This window comes from Pseudomonas sp. GW821-FHT07F05 (genome assembly GCF_059418765.1).
This window is the reverse complement of sequence record NZ_JBWKQL010000006.1, coordinates 129577-145828: the sequence shown is the minus strand read 5'-3', so window position 1 is coordinate 145828 and position 16252 is coordinate 129577. Positions and strand designations below refer to the sequence as shown.

Below are 16252 nucleotides of genomic sequence, written 5' to 3'. Positions count from 1 at the left end.
TTACGGTGCACTGCCTGTGCCAGCTGCGGATTCAAATAAAAACTCTTAAAAATCAATGACCTGTAAATTCAGCTATCTAAAGAGGCCGTGCAAAATGCATGAACGTCCCAAAAGTGCGGATGCGTTCTGCCCGGTGACGGGATTTCCATGGCTGTCAGAGGTTTGCGACAATCTTCTGCGACGGATTCCGTCAATGCGCAACATCCCGGCACATTTATGCCTGGATGGTGTCTTATAACGTCAGCCCCGCAGGTTGACAGCTATAGTCCGCCCACAGCCCCTGTTTCTTCGAGAGGTAACCCAGCATGTTTGTCCATCGCCCCCTGGAAGAAAAAGACGTTCCTTTCATTTGCGACATGCCCCAGAGCATTGACGAGCTCTTCTATATGTTTCCGAAGGCGGTATTCCCGCTGACACCGGAGCAGCTCAATGAATCCATCGCGCAGCGCTCGGACAACACCGTCATCGAGCTGGACGGCCAAGTGGTAGGATTCGCCAATTTCTCCCGCTACGATTTCAGAGGCCGGTGCTCCATGGGCAACGTCATCATCGACCCGCGCTTTCGCTCCAAAGGCGTTGGCCGCTACATGATTGGCTGCATGATGGAACTGGCGTTCGGCAAACATGAAGCGGCGGAACTGACCGCTTCCTGCTTCAACCATAACGTTCCCGGATTGCTCTTCTACCCCAAGCTGGGATTCAAACCCTTCGCCATTGAAGAGCGTCAGGACAAAAAGGGCGCTCGCGTTGCCCTCATTCATCTCAAGTTGCCACGCAGCTGATCCCATCAGCAAATAACGTCACTCGTCGGGCTGCCCAAGGACGCCCGACGAATGGCTGAGCGCATGCTCGCCGCCTGATCGTGTCGATTGATCCGCTGACCCCGCTGGTTAAACGATTAACGGGGAAGGTTCTATTCCGATGAATCGATTTTGCTCAGCCAACCTGTGTCTGGCGCAATTGAGTGCGGGCAATCGCGGTTGTTTGCTTCACTTTGGGGCGCGGCGTATAACTTGGATATTCCTGTTTGCCGAATGGCAGGCAGGCACGGGAAACATTTCCAGCGTCCTGGAAGTGGTTACTTATAGTCAGGCGAGTGGCTGAACGCATCACCCAGTCCTGCCTGTGGAGGATTGAAGATGATTGCCTGTACGCTCTCTAATCTTGAACTGCGCAGCATCATAGAAAGTGCGTTTCTGCCTCTGCGCTGCAACTGCACGGTGCTGGAGGATGTGATGACGGTTGAAGTCATCGACCCCGTCACCGAGCACGTCGAATTGTTCGCTTCCAATATTGCCCTGGATTCCCTCGATAACAGCCACGCCTTGTGCGTACTGATTCGAGATCTCCAGGCCGAGCTCGAAAGGGCCAGGCATTACCCCCATGCATTGGCGGGGTGAGCGCGGGGCTCTAGCAATAATCGGCATTCGGCCTTATGTTGGTCTGTATCGGCCCAAAGCGGCCAGGCGGGATATTGAGGATTTGCATGGCGCACGCGCAACCCGGGATCGAGGTGATACGAGAGCAGGAACGAGTGGCGCCTCTGCGCCGCCGTCGCAAGGTCATGATCGGCGTCGGCTGCCTGCTGGGGATTGTTGTGGTGGGCGCGGCGACGATCGTCACGATGCTGGAGCATCTGGAGACGCGAAATGCCAGTTTCCGGCCGCCTATGACATCCCTGGAGCGACAACAGCTTCTTCCCGCCGAGCCGGTGCTGGAAGTCAAACCCCAAGTAGAAGGCCTGCGCTACGGCGCCGCAATCGCGCCGGCAGGTCAGCCGGAGAGCGGCACGTCCGCTACGTCAGAAGAGGCGTCTGCCTCCGCAGCGGCGCTGCTCTTCAGCTCACCACCACTGACGCCTGCACCGCTGGGTGCTTCAGAGACTCGATCCAGCAAACCGCTGGGCATCGCTCAGGCCATTCACGTGCACATCGGCCAGCAGTAATCCTACCTTTCTCAATGCATCCGGCGACGGTGCTCGTTTTCGAAGAGCAGTTTGAACTGCTCTTCGCCGTTGTCTTGAACCGCATAGTGTTCTCGCACAGGCCCTGCTTCCATGCGTCCATCCATCGCAACGCGAATGATCGCTGACTTGTGCAAATAATCCGGCACGTCGCCGATGATCGTCAGCTCGCGCAGGCTGTGACCGTCATGCTCAATGGTGGCCAGTCGCACTCGGCAGGTGGCCTGCATGGGAATAGGGCCAAACAGCGTATCTCGCGAATAATCAATTTCGGCAATGCTGGACCGACGGGTTTTATCAGCATTCATCAGGGTCACCTCTCTGTCCGTGGGAAAGTGCTCAGCATGACAATGGAGACATGCCAGGGCGGAATAGTTCTCATCGGCGCTCACGATAGTTCTCCATTCATCGGATACGCCAGAGAGTGACTCTGCTCTTCAAGGGGAAGTAAATGTATATGAAGCTGAAAAACTTCTGACGTCAATAAACGCTGCAAGACGTCCCCGGTGATTGGCAACTGCAACTAAGGATGACGCTTACCCCATGCCTTATTGCGAATAAGAGCACTTATCCATCGGCGACCTGAGTTTTGCAGCTAAATTGCCAAGCCTTCTTATTTTATAAATACATGGGGCTCTGATGAGGCGACGTAATAATGGCGTCATATTTGCTAATTCCTTTAAAAACAATGAGTTATGTCTCCAGTTAGGCTGATGCAGCGTTTTCTCAAAAAATTGACACTTCATCTAATCCCTGCAAACATCACGTTACGTTTTCAACTTAGATAACCCCGCGCTTAGTGCAAGCGCCCGATACTTCTCGTTTCAGGATTATTCCCTTTAGACGCGCGATGAGCTGGCGGTAGCGTCCTTCTAAGAAACCTGACGAAGGGAAGCCTCAACAGGTGGCGACCGGCCGGCTCATGAAACGAGCTGCTGCCCCGAAAGCGGCGTCCCAGAGCCTGCGCCAATCGATCGACCTCGCGTCGGTCATCCGACCCTTTATCACCACCGACGTGATGCAAATCACTGCGGTAGTTGTGTCTGCCAGAAGTGCAGTAGTTCAGTCATTGCTCATTTATTTTTCAACTTGAAAGTCCAGACGTCGCTTCAGCGGTAGCGGTTGAACGCCCACGTAAGTGGGGCGGTTTTTAACGCACGTGGCGATACGGTAACGACCCAGCGTGGAGTGACAGTTATGCAAGGAGATCATCTGGAAACCGTTTGCGGTTGCGTAGTAGGAGGTGCCGGACCTGCGGGGATGGGGCTGCTTTTCAACGCCTTGAAAAGTGGCGCCATGCCAGAACTGGCCAAGGAAGGTTTAATCATTGTCGACGCCAGTCCCACGCCGGGCACGGGTCGTTTGGGCGATTACCGGATCACCGCCAACTCAGTGGGCGATGTGTTCCTTGATTGTCTGCGCGACCCGGCTTTGCGTGATGTATTCGAGCCCCTCGAGCATTCGCCCGCCTACTGGCGCATCCGTCGTCAGGCGCAAAGCGCGCCGCAGTTGGCGGACGTCGCTGAACTGCTGGCGGAAGCCTCGAAGCTGGTGCTCGACTTTATCGTCGAGCGCTACGGCGTGAAGCTATGGAGCAGCACGACGATCACCGAGATCGTGCGTGAGGGTGACGAGTATCAAGTGTGGGTCGAGTCCGAAGGCCGCAGTCGGCGTATTCGCAGCCGCGCAGTCGTCCTCAATCTGGGTGGCTGGCAGGACCCGCAGCACCTGCTCGACAGCCTGGCGGATCAAGGCCTCGCGGTACCACCTTCCGCGCGGATCGAGAGCGCCGACGCACTGCTGAGAATGAACGCCGTGCAACTGCGCCACCTCTTCGCGACCACGCTGGCGTCCAAGGGCCGGGTGTGCGTCGTGGGTGGCTCCCACAGCGCGTTCTCGGTGCTGGAAAACCTGGCCGACGCGCTGGAATTCGCCGGCCTGGAGGAAGTGACGCTGGTCCACCGTTCGCCGATCCGCCTGTTTTATGAAACCGCTCAGGCCGCGCTGGACGCCGGCTATGCCTTCGATGCGGCCAGGGATGTCTGCCCGGTTTCGGGTCGGGTCAACCGCTCGGGCGGTTTGCGCTACCGGGCGCTGGACGTGGGCCGTGAAGCCCTGTCCAAAGGCCAGATCGGCAAAACCGGCGTCCGCGTGCAGTTGCTGCAGACCCATCAGGGCCCGGCCGATCAGTTCGAGCGCGCCCGTCAGGCGCTGGCGGAAGCCGACATTGTCGTGCAGTGCACCGGTTATCAGCCGGTGCTGCCGGCATTGAGTCATGCCGGGGGCGAGGCCATCACGCTGATGGAGGTCAAGGGCGGACTGGATTCCGACCCTTCAGGCTGTCCGCTGGATGCCAGCGGTCAGCGCCTGCATGGCCTGCACCTGTTCGGTCTGGGGGCAGGGCTGGGGGTTGATCCGCGACTGGGGAGCGAAGCGTCGTTTGACGGCCGCATCTACGGCGTCTGGCAGTTCCATCACGACGCCAGCGGCGTGGTGATCGACTCGGTCCTGACCCGCTTGCAGACCCCGGCCGTGCAGCCCATCCCTGCTGCGCCACGGCTGGTGTCCAGTCGCAGCGAAGAACGCCTGCCATTCCTTTGGCCGGTGCTGGTCAACGCGCAGTCCTGATGCTCCTTGCAACACCCGAATCCCGGCGCTCCTTTGGTTAGGCAGCCCGGGATTTTTTTGCCCGTGATGCCGTCGCGCAAACTAGATGTTGGCCGCCATATAAGCAGTTCGCCTGAGTCCGGCCGCTGATCTATTCTGCTTGCCTGACCCTCGACGTTGCATCGAACAGGAACTGACCAATGCGTATTTTGATGGTGGGCGCGGGCGCGATCGGCGGCTATTTCGGCGGCCGATTGCTGGACGCAGGGCGAGACGTGACGTTTCTGGTGCGCGAAGGACGGGCGCAGGAACTGGAGCGTGACGGGCTGATCGTGCGCAGCCCGCTGGGTAACATCGAATACCCCGCGCCGCCGCAGGTCATGGCGGCGATGCTCGACACGCCATTCGACCTGATCGTCCTCAGCTGCAAGGCCTACGACCTTGACGCCGCCATGGAATCCTTCGCGCCAGCGGTCGGGCCAGAGACGTTGATCCTGCCGCTGCTCAATGGCATGGCGCATCTGGATCGCCTTGCCGAGCGGTTCTCCCCCGCAAACGTGCTCGGCGGCCAATGCCTGATCTCGCTGGACCGCGATGCCTCGGGCGCCATCCTTCACTTGAACGAGACTAACCAGCTCTCGTTTGGCGAACGGGACGGTGGGCTGACGCCGCGCATTCAGCAGGTCGCCGAGGCGCTGGGCAATGCAGGGTTCGACGCGATTCTGAGTGAGCAGATTACTCAGGAGATGTGGGAAAAATGGTGCTTCATCGCGACCGGGGCCGGCATTACCGGATCGATGCGCGCGAGCATCGGCGACGTGGTCGCCAGTGGCGGGGAAGGGCTGATTCTGAAGTTGCTGGATGAGTGCGCCCAAGTGGCAGAGCACGCCGGGCACCCGCTGCGCAGTGAAGTCCGCCAGCGCTTCGAGAACATGCTGACCACCCCCGGCTCGAAGATGACCGCCTCAATGCTCAGGGACATCGAGCGCGGCGCGCCGATTGAAGTGGAGCATGTGTTCGGTGAGCTGATTGCCCGGCGGCCAGGCGCCGACAGGTCACCTGAAGGTTCACTGTCGGCACTCGATTACGTGTCTCTGCACCTGCGCGCGTATGAGGCGCGGCGCCTCGCGTGACAGCGCAGGGAGCAGGTGTCAGTCATTTGGCCGGGGTGTGCGTCGCCAGCTCCATGATCATCCGCGTAAGCAGGTAAATGCGCGGCGATACGCTGTCGACTTCGGCATATTCCTCGGGCGTGTGAATGTTGCCGCCGACGATGCCGAAGCCATCCAGCGTTGGCACACCGACCCCGGCCGAGAGGCTCGCATCGGCCGCGCCGCCACTGCCCTCGATGCTCAGCTTGCGGCCGATCTCGCCGTAGATGCCCTGGGCGATATCGACCAGCTTGTCGGTTTCCGGCGTCTGCGGCATGGGCGGCAAACCGCGCTCCAGACGGGTCGTTACTTGGGTGTCCGGGATCAGTTTGTCCGCCGAGACGCGGGCCAGGTCCTTCTCGATGCGGTCGAATTCCTCCGGCACGGCGGCGCGCACATCGGCCTTGGCGGTGGCCTGATCGGGGATCACGTTGGTACGATCGCCCGCGTTGAGCACGGTGAAGTTGATCGTGGTCTTCTTCTCGGCATCGCCCAGTTTGCCCAGTTGCAGAATCTGATGCGCCACCTCCATGGCCGCGTTACGCCCCAGCTCCGGCGCGACGCCGGCGTGGGACGCCTTGCCCTTGACCTCGACCACGGCGGTGGCGCTGCCTTTGCGCCAGACCACCAAACCATCGGCGGGACGTCCCGGCTCCAGGTTCAGGGTCACATCGTGCTGTTTGGCGACGTTCTGAATCAGCGCGGTGGCGGCAGCCGAGCCGGTTTCTTCGCTGGCGTCCAGCAGGAAGGTAATCTGCGCGTAGTCCTTGAAGTCGAGTTTCTTCAGAATCTTCAGCGCGTAGAGCCCGGCCACGATGCCGCCCTTGTCGTCCATCACCCCCGGCCCGTACGCGCGACCGTCCTTGATGTGGAAAGGCCGGGCCGCGGCGGAGCCTTCCTTGAATACGGTGTCCATGTGCGCCATCAGCAAGATCTTCGCCTTGCCGGTGCCTTTGAGCGTCGCGACCACATGCTGGCTTTTGTCCGGCGCGGTATTGGGGATCATCTCGATGGTTGCGCCCAGCGCCTTGAGCTGGGCGACGACGATGTCCCGCACCTGGGTCAGTCCCGGCTCGTAGCCGGAGCCCGTATCGATATTGACCAGCTGCTCCAGCAGCTTCAGCGCTTCGTCCTTGTATTGCTCGGCATCTGCCTGAACCTGCTTGTCGGGCTCGGCGAAAGCAGGCGCTGCCGCTGAAAAAGCGATACCGAAGGCCAGCGCGCTGGCGAGAAGGGAGCGGGAAAAGGGTGAGGTCATTGTCGATCCTTGTAATGGCATGAAGAGGGCTCGATCGACACCCTAGCCCGTTGCACAGGATCGTGCATGTCAAAACGCGTTATTCACGTCGGCAAAAACGTCGAACCTTTCCGGTGGGCTACCCTCAACATTCCTACATCAGCCATCAGAGGAGAGGCATCCCATGCCGGTTAAGCACGATTTGTACGCGGACCTGAGCATCACCAAAGAAGAGCTTGCCAAGCGCAAGGGCAGCGACGCGAAGCTCAATGCCCTGGTCGAGCACTATGATGAGCTGGACATCCAGATTGTCAGCGCCGAAGAGGCGGGCGATATCCCCGACGAGGAGTTGAAGAAACTCAAGGAAAAACGGTTGCAGGCAAAAGACACCATCGCCAGTCACCTGAACACCCCGAACTGATCGGGTTAAACGGGTCAGTTACTAAAACGGCCGATCTCTTATGGAGGTCGGCCGTTTTTAGTTGGCGATACCCGATGTCTGACAACTTGCCTCGACATCCGGAAGTGCATCGTCAAATACGCTGAATCAGTGTCTTCGCTCGGGCTTAGTTGTCCGTGGGGCGATTTCCATGGATCCAAAGTTCAGACGAAAAAAAACGGCGTCTGGTCAGTCGCCGTCGCCGATCTGTCAGCACCGGGTGGCCGCTGACAGTTATCGAATAAGCATAAACCGGAGGGTTTATTGCGGATCCTGGTCAGGTGCAGTCTCGGCCTTGATGCGCTTGTAGATTTCTTCGCGGTGCACGGAAACATCTTTCGGAGCGTTGATGCCAAGACGAACCTGGAGGCCCTGAACGCCCAGAATGGTGACGGTGATGTCGTCACCAATGTTTATGCTTTCGCCGACTTTGCGGGTGAGTATCAACATAATCTTTTCCTTGATGGCCTCATGAAGCGCCTCTACCGGGAGGCTGGCGTGAGCCTTTGGGTGATGGTAATTGCCGAATGCATCCAAATGCGGTCATCAGTATGACGCCATTGGTACGATTTTAATTCCCCAGGTTCATCGTCTCGTCACAGTTAGCGTGGCTCCTGGGTCGAACGGCAGGTGAATCTTGCCTGATGCTGGCGGGAAATTCCCGCGCGAATCGGCTATCGGGCTGATAGTCGAATTCCGGGCGGCGCCTATTCCACACTCCTTTGAGCTTTATTGCAAAGAACTCATGCCGGGCAGCGATGAAATTTTCATTAGATTGCTGAGTACGAGTTCTCTGAAAGGAGTGTAGGAGACTTCCCAAATGAGTACCGGCAAAACGCGGTAACTTTAATCGAATTGATGACGGCATGTGTGAACGGTTTTGTATCAGGCCCGGTTCACCTGCCCTGCAGACTGCTAGCCTCAGCATCCGGAGCGTGGCGGTGAATGGTTTGAGGGGGGCAGAAACGACATGCCCACCGCGAGGGTGGGCATGGGAACAGCGGAGAAACCGCAGCGTCAATTTGCCGCGATCAAAGCATCAGACGACCAGCGACAACAGCATGATCAGGATGATGCCTACCACCGACAGGATGGTTTCCATCACGGTCCAGGTTTTCAGGGTTTCGGCCACGGTCATGTTGAAGTACTGCTTGACCAGCCAGAAGCCTGCGTCGTTCACGTGGGACAGGATCAGGGAACCGGCACCGGTTGCCAGAACCAGCAGCTCACGGTTCACGCCCGGGATCATGCCGACCACAGGGGCCACAATCCCGGCACCGGTGATGGTGGCGACGGTCGCAGAACCGGTAGCAATCCGGATCACCGCAGCCACCAGCCACGCCAGCAGAATCGGCGAGATCTGCGCCTGCACGGCCATGTGGCCGATCAGGTTACCCACGCCGCTGTCCACCAGCATCTGCTTGAAGCCACCGCCGGCACCGACGATCAGCACGATCGCGGCCACGGGCGCCAGGCTCTGGTCGAGCAGCTTGATGATGTGGTCGCGGCTGAAACCACGGGCCGAACCGAAGGTGTAGAACGCCAGCAGCAGGGCGAACAACAGGGCAGCGATCGGGTGACCGATGAAGTCCATCCAGATGCGGAAGATGTGACCGGCTGGCAGCGCGACGTCGGCGAACGTCTTCAGCAGCATCAGGAACACCGGCAGCAGGATCGTCACCAGGGTGATGGCGAAGCTCGGCAGGTTTTCGTTGGTCGATTCTTTGGCAATCTGGTCCATCAGCTCTTTCGACGGGTTGCCCGGAATGCGCTTGGCAATCCACTTGCCGTAGATGGGACCTGCGATGATTGCGGTCGGGAACGCCACGATCAGACCGTAGAAAATGGTCTTGCCGATGTCTGCGTTGAAGATGCCGATGGCCAGCAGCGGACCCGGGTGCGGTGGCACCAGGCCGTGGACGGCCGACAGACCTGCCAGCAACGGGATACCGATTTTGACGATGGACACACCGCTGCGACGGGCAACGATGAACACCAGCGGGATCAACAGCACGAAGCCGATTTCGAAGAACAGCGGGATACCCACCAGAAACGCCGAAAACATCATGGCCCAGTGCACGCGGTCCTTGCCGAAGCGACGGATCAGCGTCTGGGCGATCTGATCAGCACCGCCGGAATCGGCCATCAGCTTGCCGAGCATGGTGCCCAGGCCAAGGATGATGCCGACGAAACCGAGCACGCCGCCGAAACCGTCCTGGAACGATTTCATCACTTTGTCGACCGGCATCCCGGAGGTCAGCCCGAGAAAGCCTGCAGCGATGGTCAATGCAATAAAGGGGTGGACTTTGAACTTGGTGATCAGAAGCACAAGGCCAATGATGGTCACCAACGCATCGACCAGCAGATACGTGTCTTGAGTCATGCCGAACATGGGGGTGTCTCTCCGTTGTATTTTGTTTTTTTGGAGCTACTGCTTGACGCTGTTGCTCTCTGCCCTGTGAAGCGAGGGCAGCGTCATCAGAGACAGCGCTACCTTTGCCGCTCACGCCTGATCGAGGATCAAGAGCCGGTGCGCGCGGTGACAGATGGGGTGTGAGATTCGGAGCCAGACTCGCTCCACCAGGTGGCCGCTTCCTTACCGATGGTCTCGATCGATTTGGTCGCGTCTACCACCAGTGTGCGGTCTTCGTTGTACGGAGGCTCGAGGGTCGCAAACTGGCTGTCGACCAGACTGGCCGGCATGAAGTGCCCCGGGCGATGGGAGCAGCGTTCGGTGGCGAGTTCTTTGGTCAGCTCCAGAAACACGAAGCCCAGCTCCGGGACGGCTGCACGCAGACGTTCGCGGTAGATGAGCTTGAGGGAGGAGCAGGTGAGAACGGGCTTTTCGCCGTTCTTTACCGCGGCGGCAACTTCTTCGCCGAGGCGGGTCAGCCAGCCGGCGCGGTCGTTGTCGTCGAGGGGATGGCCCGCGCTCATCTTGTCGATGTTGGCTTGAGGATGGAACGCATCACCCTCGATCAGGCGACCGCCGCTGTTTTTAGCGATGGCCTCGCCGACGGCACTCTTGCCGCAGCCGGAAACACCCATTACCACGATGGCGGAAATAGCATGTGGAGCAGTAGTCATAAAAACCTCGTCCCGGAGACAGCGCTGTCTTCGCCGAATGGTGTGCAAGTCCGGCGAGACTGTTTCCAGGTGTAGTCATTGTTATGGGTATCTCGCTGATCCATGAGATGCATCAATCCAGTCGTTTAGACGATCGAAAAGTTGCGGGCCTCCGTGAGATAGCGCTACCTTAGAGCCCATCCCACACAATCGCAACCCCCGCAGCTTCCTTCCAATCAGTTGGCAACGCATGACACGTATTGGTTCCCGCTCCACCGGTCGTCCCACTCTCAACGAAGTCGCCAAACTGGCCGCCGTCTCGCCGATTACCGCGTCCCGAGCGTTGCGTGGCGTGGCCACCGTGGCGCCTGAACTGGTAGAAAAGGTTCGCGCTGCTGCGCTGAGTCTAGGCTATGTCGCCAATCCTGCCGCACGGGCGCTGGCGTCTTCGCAGAGTCAGTCAGTGGTGGTGCTGGTGCCGTCGCTGTCCAACCAGCTGTTCATCGAAACCCTCGAAGCCATTCAGACGGTTTTGCGTTTGCGCGGGCTGGAAGTGGTGATCGGTAATTACCACTACTCGCCTATAGAAGAAGAGAACCTGCTGCGCAGCCATCTGTCTCACCGACCGCGCGGCATTCTGCTGACCGGCTTTGACCGCAGCGTGGCGGCGCAGCAATTGCTGGCGTCCAGCGGCGTGCCCTGCGTGCACATGATGGAACTGGACCCGACCCGGGCCGAACCCTGCGTGGGGTTTTCCCAGCAACAGGCGGGTGCCGAGGCGGCGCGGCATCTGTTGAGTCGTGGACGACGGCGACTGGCGTACGTGTCGGCGCAGCTCGATCCACGGGTGATTCAACGGGGCGTCGGTTTTCGCGGCGTGCTGGAGCAGGAAGGGCTGTATGACGAAGGGCTGCAGATGGCATCGCCGCTGCCGTCGTCCATTGGCCTGGGCAGCGAGCTGTTCGCCCGATTGCTGGAAGCGCATCCGGACGTCGACGGGGTGTTTTTCTGCAACGACGACCTGGCCCAGGGCGCATCGCTGGAAGCCCTGCGGCAGGGCATCCGCATTCCGCAACAGGTGTCGCTGATCGGCTTCAACGACCTGCCGGGCTCGGCGCACATGGTCCCGCGCCTGACCTCCATCCGCACCCCGCGCGAACAGGTCGGCCAGCGCGCCGCGCAACTATTGCTCGGCTTGCTGGACGGCACGGTTCATGAGGCCCAGGTGGATCTCGGGTTTGAACTGGTGGTGCGGGAAAGCACATAGGTGCTTTCGTGGGCACGCTCATTTCCACAAGTCCTTCATCCACCCCGAACCAAAGTCAGACGCTGATCCTGTAGGAATGAGCTTGCTCGCGAATGCTGAATTCCAGCCACTAGAGATGCATGGGCTCGACTGGCCCCTTCGTGAGCAAGCTCACTCCCACAGGTTTTCTGCACGGGTCGAGATCTCATGCCAGCCCACCATTCTGTAGGAGTGAGCTTGCTCGCGAATGCTGACTTCCAGCCGCTAGAGATGCATGGGCTGCACTGGCCCTTTCGTGAGCAAGCTCACTCCCACAGGTTTTCTGCACGGGTCGAGATCTCATGCCAGCCCACCATTCTGTAGGGGTGAGCTTGCTCGCGAATGCTGAATTCCAGCCGCTAGAGATGCATGGGCTCGACTGGCCCCTACATCGTGAGCAAGCCCACTCCCACAATTCCTCCATCCACCGCAAAGCTTGCGTCAGACGCTGAACCTGTGGGAGCGAGCTTGCTCGCGAAGGCAATCTGTCAGCCAGCCTGAGTGCTGCTGACCCACCCCATTCGTGAGCAAGTCACCCCCACTTCAATCCCCAGCGCTTCCGCTCGATCAATGCTCCTTCTTGAACGCCAACCGGAACTCGTGCAGCAACGGTTCGGTGTAGCCGCTCGGCTGCTCACGACCTTTGAACACCAGTGCGCTGGCGGCCTGAAAGGCCACTGACTTCTCGAAATTGCCGGCCATCGGCGTGTAAGCCGAATCCCCGGCGTTTTGCCGGTCGACCACCTTCGCCATACGTTTCAAAGCGTCTTTCACATAGTCTTCGGAGATCACGCCGTGGCGCAGCCAGTTGGCGATGTGCTGACTGGAAATGCGCAACGTCGCGCGGTCTTCCATCAGGCCGACGTTGTGGATGTCCGGCACCTTGGAGCAGCCAACGCCTTGCTCCACCCAGCGCACCACATAACCCAGCAGCCCCTGGGCGTTGTTCTCCACTTCTTCGCGAATCTGATCCTCGTTCCATTCCGCCTTTTCGACGACGGGAATGCTCAGCAGGTCCAGCAGAATGTCTTCGCTGATGCTGTCCAGATCAACCTGTTCCAGTTCCTGCTGCACCGCCTTCACATCCACCTTGTGGTAGTGCAGCGCGTGCAAGGTGGCCGCCGTCGGCGAGGGCACCCACGCCGTGGTCGCGCCGGCTTTCGGGTGCGCGATCTTCTGCTCCAGCATGTCGGCCATCAAGTCCGGCATCGCCCACATACCCTTGCCGATCTGCGCACGACCGCGTAGCCCGCACGCTAGGCCGACCAGCACGTTGTTGCGCTCATACGCCTTGATCCACGGCGTGGCTTTCATGTCGCCCTTGCGCAGCATCGGCCCGGCTTCCATCGAGCTGTGCATTTCGTCGCCGGTGCGGTCGAGAAAGCCGGTGTTGATGAACGCCACCCGCGACGATGCCGCTTCGATGCACGCCTTGAGGTTGACGCTGGTGCGCCGCTCCTCGTCCATGATCCCCATCTTCAGGGTGTTGCGCGGGATCTTCAGCGCATCTTCGATGCGGCTGAACAGCGTGTCGGCGAACGCCACTTCGTCCGGGCCGTGCATCTTCGGTTTGACGATGTACACGCTGCCGGCGCGGGAGTTGGTGCGGTTATGCAGGTCGTGCAGGGCGATCAGGCTGGTGATGACGCCGTCGAGAATGCCTTCGGGGATTTCCTTGTTGCCGTCGTAGAGAATCGCCGGGTTGGTCATCAGGTGACCCACGTTGCGGATGAACAACAGCGAGCGCCCGTGCAGGGTGATCGCGTTGCCGTCGGCGGCGGTGTACTGGCGGTCGGCGTTAAGGCGACGGGTGATGGTCTTGCCGTTCTTGACCAGGGCTTCGGTCAGGTCGCCCTTCATCAACCCCAGCCAGTTGCGGTAGATCACCAGCTTGTCGTCGGCATCCACGGCGGCGACCGAGTCTTCGCAGTCGATGATGGTCGACAGCGCCGCTTCCAGCAGCAAGTCCTTGATCCCGGCCGGATCAGTGCCACCAATCGGGCTGGCGGGGTCGATCTGAATGTCGATGTGCAGGCCGTTGTTCTTCAGCAGGATTGCATTCGGCTGGCGCGGCTCGCCTTGATAGCCGACGTATTTCTCGGGCTGGGCAAGGCGCGACTGGCTGCCGTCCGCCAGGGTGACCAGCAATTCGCCGCTGTCCACCGCGTAGGCCTTGGCGCCGACGTGGGAACCCGACGCCAGGGGCGCGGCTTCATCGAGCAGGGCGCGGGCGAAGGCGATGACTTTCTCGCCACGCAGCGGGTTGTACCCGGCCTTGATTTCGGCGCCGTTGGCCGAGGAAATGGCATCGGTGCCGTAGAGCGCGTCGTACAGCGAACCCCAGCGCGCATTGGCGGCGTTCAGGGCGTAACGGGCGTTGGCAGCGGGCACCACCAGTTGCGGACCGGCCTGTTCGCTGACTTCGATGTCCACTTTGTGGGTGGACACCTGAACCTGCGCCGGCACCTGCTTGAGATAGCCGATGCTGTCGAGAAACGCGATGTACGCCGGCATGTCGGTGACCGGGCCGGGATTGGACTTGTGCCACTTGTCCAACTGAGCCTGTATGCGGTCACGCTCTTTCAGCAGCTCGCGGTTGACCGGGGCGAGGTCGTGGACCAGCGAATCGAAATCGGCCCAGAACAGTTCCGGGGTCAGGCCTGTCCCGGGGATCACCTCCTCGTCGACGAAACGCTTGAGGTTGGCCGCCACCTTGAGGTTGTGGCAATTGACGAACTCGGTCATCTGGGGTCTCCATCATGAATTGGGTTTGCAGCATTGCTGCAGGCGATCGCTGCGGACGTTACTGCGCGCTTACCGCCGCAACCCCGGCCTTGGCCACTTGCGCATCCTGATCGGCTTTCACCCCGGACACGCCCACCGCGCCGATGGTCTGGCCGTCGATGATCACCGGCACGCCACCTTCCAGCGAAGTCAGCAGCGGGGCGGTCACGAATGCGGTGCGCCCGCCGTTTACCATTTCCTCATAACCCTTGGATTCGCGACGACCCAGCGCCGAGGTGCGGGCTTTTTCGATGGCGATGTAGCCACCGATGGGCGCGCAGCCGTCGAGGCGCTCGAAGCCCAGCAGGTGACCGCCGTCATCGGTGACGGCGATGGACACTGCCCAGCCGTTGTTCTGCGCCTCGGTGCGGGCCGCGGCGAGGATCTGGGTGACTTCGGTCTGGGTCAGTACGGATTTGGTTTTCATGCAGTTCTCCTGAAGGGCAAAGGGTGTCATGCGTGTCGGTCTGATACGGAGCCAGTGCGCCTGCAATCAACTTGGAGGCAGGGCGTCCTCGATGAGTTCGATCCAGTGTTTGACCGGCGTGCGGTTGGCGCTGGCCAGATGGGTCTGACAGCCAATGTTGGCCGTCGCGATCACGTCCGGGTTGCCGCTTTCCAGCGCGTTCATCTTGTTGTCCCGCAGCTGTTTCGCCAGCACCGGCTGGGTGATCGAATAGGTGCCGGCCGAGCCGCAGCATAAGTGACTGTCGGGCACCGGTGTGAGATTGAAGCCCAGTCGGGTCAACACCGACTCAACGGCGCCGCCAAGTTTCTGCGCGTGCTGCAGCGTACACGGGCAATGGAAGGCCAGGGTCTGGCGCGTGCAACCGCCGAGCTGCTCCAGGGGTTCGGCGCGCAGCACTTCGACCAGGTCCCTGGTGCGTTCGCTGATGGCGGCTGCTTTTTGGGCGTAAGCCGGGTCGTTGCGCAGCAGGTGGCCGTAGTCTTTAACGAAGGCGCCGCAGCCGCTGGCCGTCTGGACGATGGCTTCGGCACCGGCTTGAATGCTGGGCCACCACGCATCGATATTCCGCCGCGCCCGCTGCAGGCCTTGTTCCTGCGCATTCAAGTGGTAATCCACGGCGCCGCAGCAACCGGCCTGGGCGATGGACGTGACGCTGATGCCCAGTCGATCCAGCACTCGCGCCGTGGCCGCATTGGTGTTGGGCGACAAACCGGGTTGCACGCAGCCTTCGAGAATCAACATTTGCCGCGCGTGCTGCCGGGTCGGCCGAGCCTTGGCGGGACGAATGTTGCCCGGCAGCTTGGTCCTCAGCGCAACCGGCAGCAGTGGCCTGAAGGAGTTGCCCAACTGGGTCAGCGACTTGAACAGACCGGCATTGGGGACCACGGCGCGCAGGCTGTCGCGCAGCAACTGTTGGCCCAGTGGGCGCGGCACGGCGGCGTCGACCACCTCCCGGCCAATGTCCAGCAGGTTGTGGTAATCGACCCCGGAAGGGCAGGTGGTCTCACAATTGCGGCAGGACAGGCAGCGGTCCAGGTGCAGCTGGGTTTTCTCGGTGACTTCCTTGCCTTCCAGCACCTGCTTGATTAAATAAATGCGCCCGCGCGGGCCATCCAGCTCGTCGCCGAGCAACTGATAGGTCGGGCAGGTGGCGTTGCAGAAACCGCAGTGCACGCAGCTGCGCAGAATGCTTTCCGCTTCTTCGCCACGGGGCAGGCTTCTAGCGTGTTCGCTCAGGGTCGTCTGCATGGT

At 60.3% G+C, this 16252-nt stretch carries 15 protein-coding genes; 7 read left to right on the top strand and 8 right to left on the bottom strand.

The window, feature by feature from the left end; genetic code table 11:
• The first annotated feature begins 305 nt into the window (after positions 1–305).
• The 3 genes from AC07RO_RS15015 (at position 306) to AC07RO_RS15005 (ending at position 1945) form a co-directional block, all read left to right on the top strand.
• Positions 306–782, top strand: a complete 477-nt coding sequence (locus tag AC07RO_RS15015) for a GNAT family N-acetyltransferase (RefSeq protein ID WP_192174343.1) — start codon at positions 306–308, stop codon at positions 780–782.
• Between the two features lie 357 nt (positions 783–1139).
• Positions 1140–1400 carry a DUF1652 domain-containing protein gene (locus AC07RO_RS15010; RefSeq protein WP_282370862.1) on the top strand — a complete coding sequence of 87 codons (261 nt, stop codon included), beginning with the start codon at positions 1140–1142 and terminating at the stop codon, positions 1398–1400.
• 86 nt (positions 1401–1486) lie between these two features.
• On the top strand, positions 1487–1945 hold the full coding sequence (locus AC07RO_RS15005) for a hypothetical protein (protein WP_495086395.1): 459 nt from the start codon (positions 1487–1489) through the stop codon (positions 1943–1945).
• Positions 1946–1956: 11 nt separating this feature from the next.
• On the opposite strand, the gene AC07RO_RS15000 is transcribed toward AC07RO_RS15005, so the two are convergent.
• A complete protein-coding gene (locus tag AC07RO_RS15000; RefSeq protein ID WP_495086394.1) occupies positions 1957–2355 on the bottom strand; it encodes a hypothetical protein in 399 nt (132 codons plus the stop codon).
• An 868-nt stretch (positions 2356–3223) separates the two neighbouring features.
• Between AC07RO_RS15000 and AC07RO_RS14995 the strand changes: the two genes are divergently transcribed.
• On the top strand, positions 3224–4591 hold the full coding sequence (locus tag AC07RO_RS14995) for a pyridine nucleotide-disulfide oxidoreductase (RefSeq protein ID WP_463583544.1): 1368 nt from the start codon (positions 3224–3226) through the stop codon (positions 4589–4591).
• 179 nt (positions 4592–4770) lie between these two features.
• Entirely contained in the window at positions 4771–5703 is a 933-nt protein-coding gene (locus AC07RO_RS14990; protein ID WP_495086393.1) for a ketopantoate reductase family protein, read from the top strand.
• A 22-nt stretch (positions 5704–5725) separates the two neighbouring features.
• On the opposite strand, the gene AC07RO_RS14985 is transcribed toward AC07RO_RS14990, so the two are convergent.
• Positions 5726–6979, bottom strand: a complete 1254-nt coding sequence (locus tag AC07RO_RS14985) for a M20/M25/M40 family metallo-hydrolase (RefSeq protein ID WP_495086392.1) — start codon at positions 6977–6979, stop codon at positions 5726–5728.
• Positions 6980–7142: 163 nt separating this feature from the next.
• Between AC07RO_RS14985 and AC07RO_RS14980 the strand changes: the two genes are divergently transcribed.
• Positions 7143–7379 (top strand): DUF465 domain-containing protein, encoded by a 237-nt coding sequence (locus AC07RO_RS14980; protein ID WP_282370873.1) that lies wholly within the window; start codon positions 7143–7145, stop codon positions 7377–7379.
• Positions 7380–7658: 279 nt separating this feature from the next.
• Here the strand turns inward: AC07RO_RS14980 and csrA are convergent, their stop codons facing one another.
• The 3 genes from csrA to AC07RO_RS14965 form a co-directional block, all read right to left on the bottom strand.
• A complete protein-coding gene (gene csrA, locus AC07RO_RS14975; protein ID WP_037012727.1) occupies positions 7659–7847 on the bottom strand; it encodes a carbon storage regulator CsrA in 189 nt (62 codons plus the stop codon).
• Between the two features lie 589 nt (positions 7848–8436).
• On the bottom strand, positions 8437–9789 hold the full coding sequence (locus AC07RO_RS14970; protein ID WP_192174335.1) for a GntP family permease: 1353 nt from the start codon (positions 9787–9789) through the stop codon (positions 8437–8439).
• Between the two features lie 128 nt (positions 9790–9917).
• On the bottom strand, positions 9918–10445 hold the full coding sequence (locus AC07RO_RS14965) for a gluconokinase (protein WP_192174361.1): 528 nt from the start codon (positions 10443–10445) through the stop codon (positions 9918–9920).
• 268 nt (positions 10446–10713) lie between these two features.
• Between AC07RO_RS14965 and gntR the strand changes: the two genes are divergently transcribed.
• Positions 10714–11730 carry an HTH-type transcriptional regulator GntR gene (gntR, locus tag AC07RO_RS14960; RefSeq protein ID WP_495086391.1) on the top strand — a complete coding sequence of 339 codons (1017 nt, stop codon included), beginning with the start codon at positions 10714–10716 and terminating at the stop codon, positions 11728–11730.
• Between the two features lie 585 nt (positions 11731–12315).
• On the opposite strand, the gene AC07RO_RS14955 is transcribed toward gntR, so the two are convergent.
• The 3 genes from AC07RO_RS14955 to glcF form a co-directional block, all read right to left on the bottom strand.
• Positions 12316–14493 carry a malate synthase G gene (locus AC07RO_RS14955; RefSeq protein ID WP_495086390.1) on the bottom strand — a complete coding sequence of 726 codons (2178 nt, stop codon included), beginning with the start codon at positions 14491–14493 and terminating at the stop codon, positions 12316–12318.
• Positions 14494–14551: 58 nt separating this feature from the next.
• Positions 14552–14959, bottom strand: coding sequence for a heme-binding protein (locus tag AC07RO_RS14950; RefSeq protein WP_122625337.1), 408 nt, complete (start codon positions 14957–14959; stop codon positions 14552–14554).
• Between the two features lie 66 nt (positions 14960–15025).
• A complete protein-coding gene (gene glcF / locus AC07RO_RS14945; protein WP_495086389.1) occupies positions 15026–16249 on the bottom strand; it encodes a glycolate oxidase subunit GlcF in 1224 nt (407 codons plus the stop codon).
• Between the last annotated feature and the right edge of the window lie 3 nt (positions 16250–16252).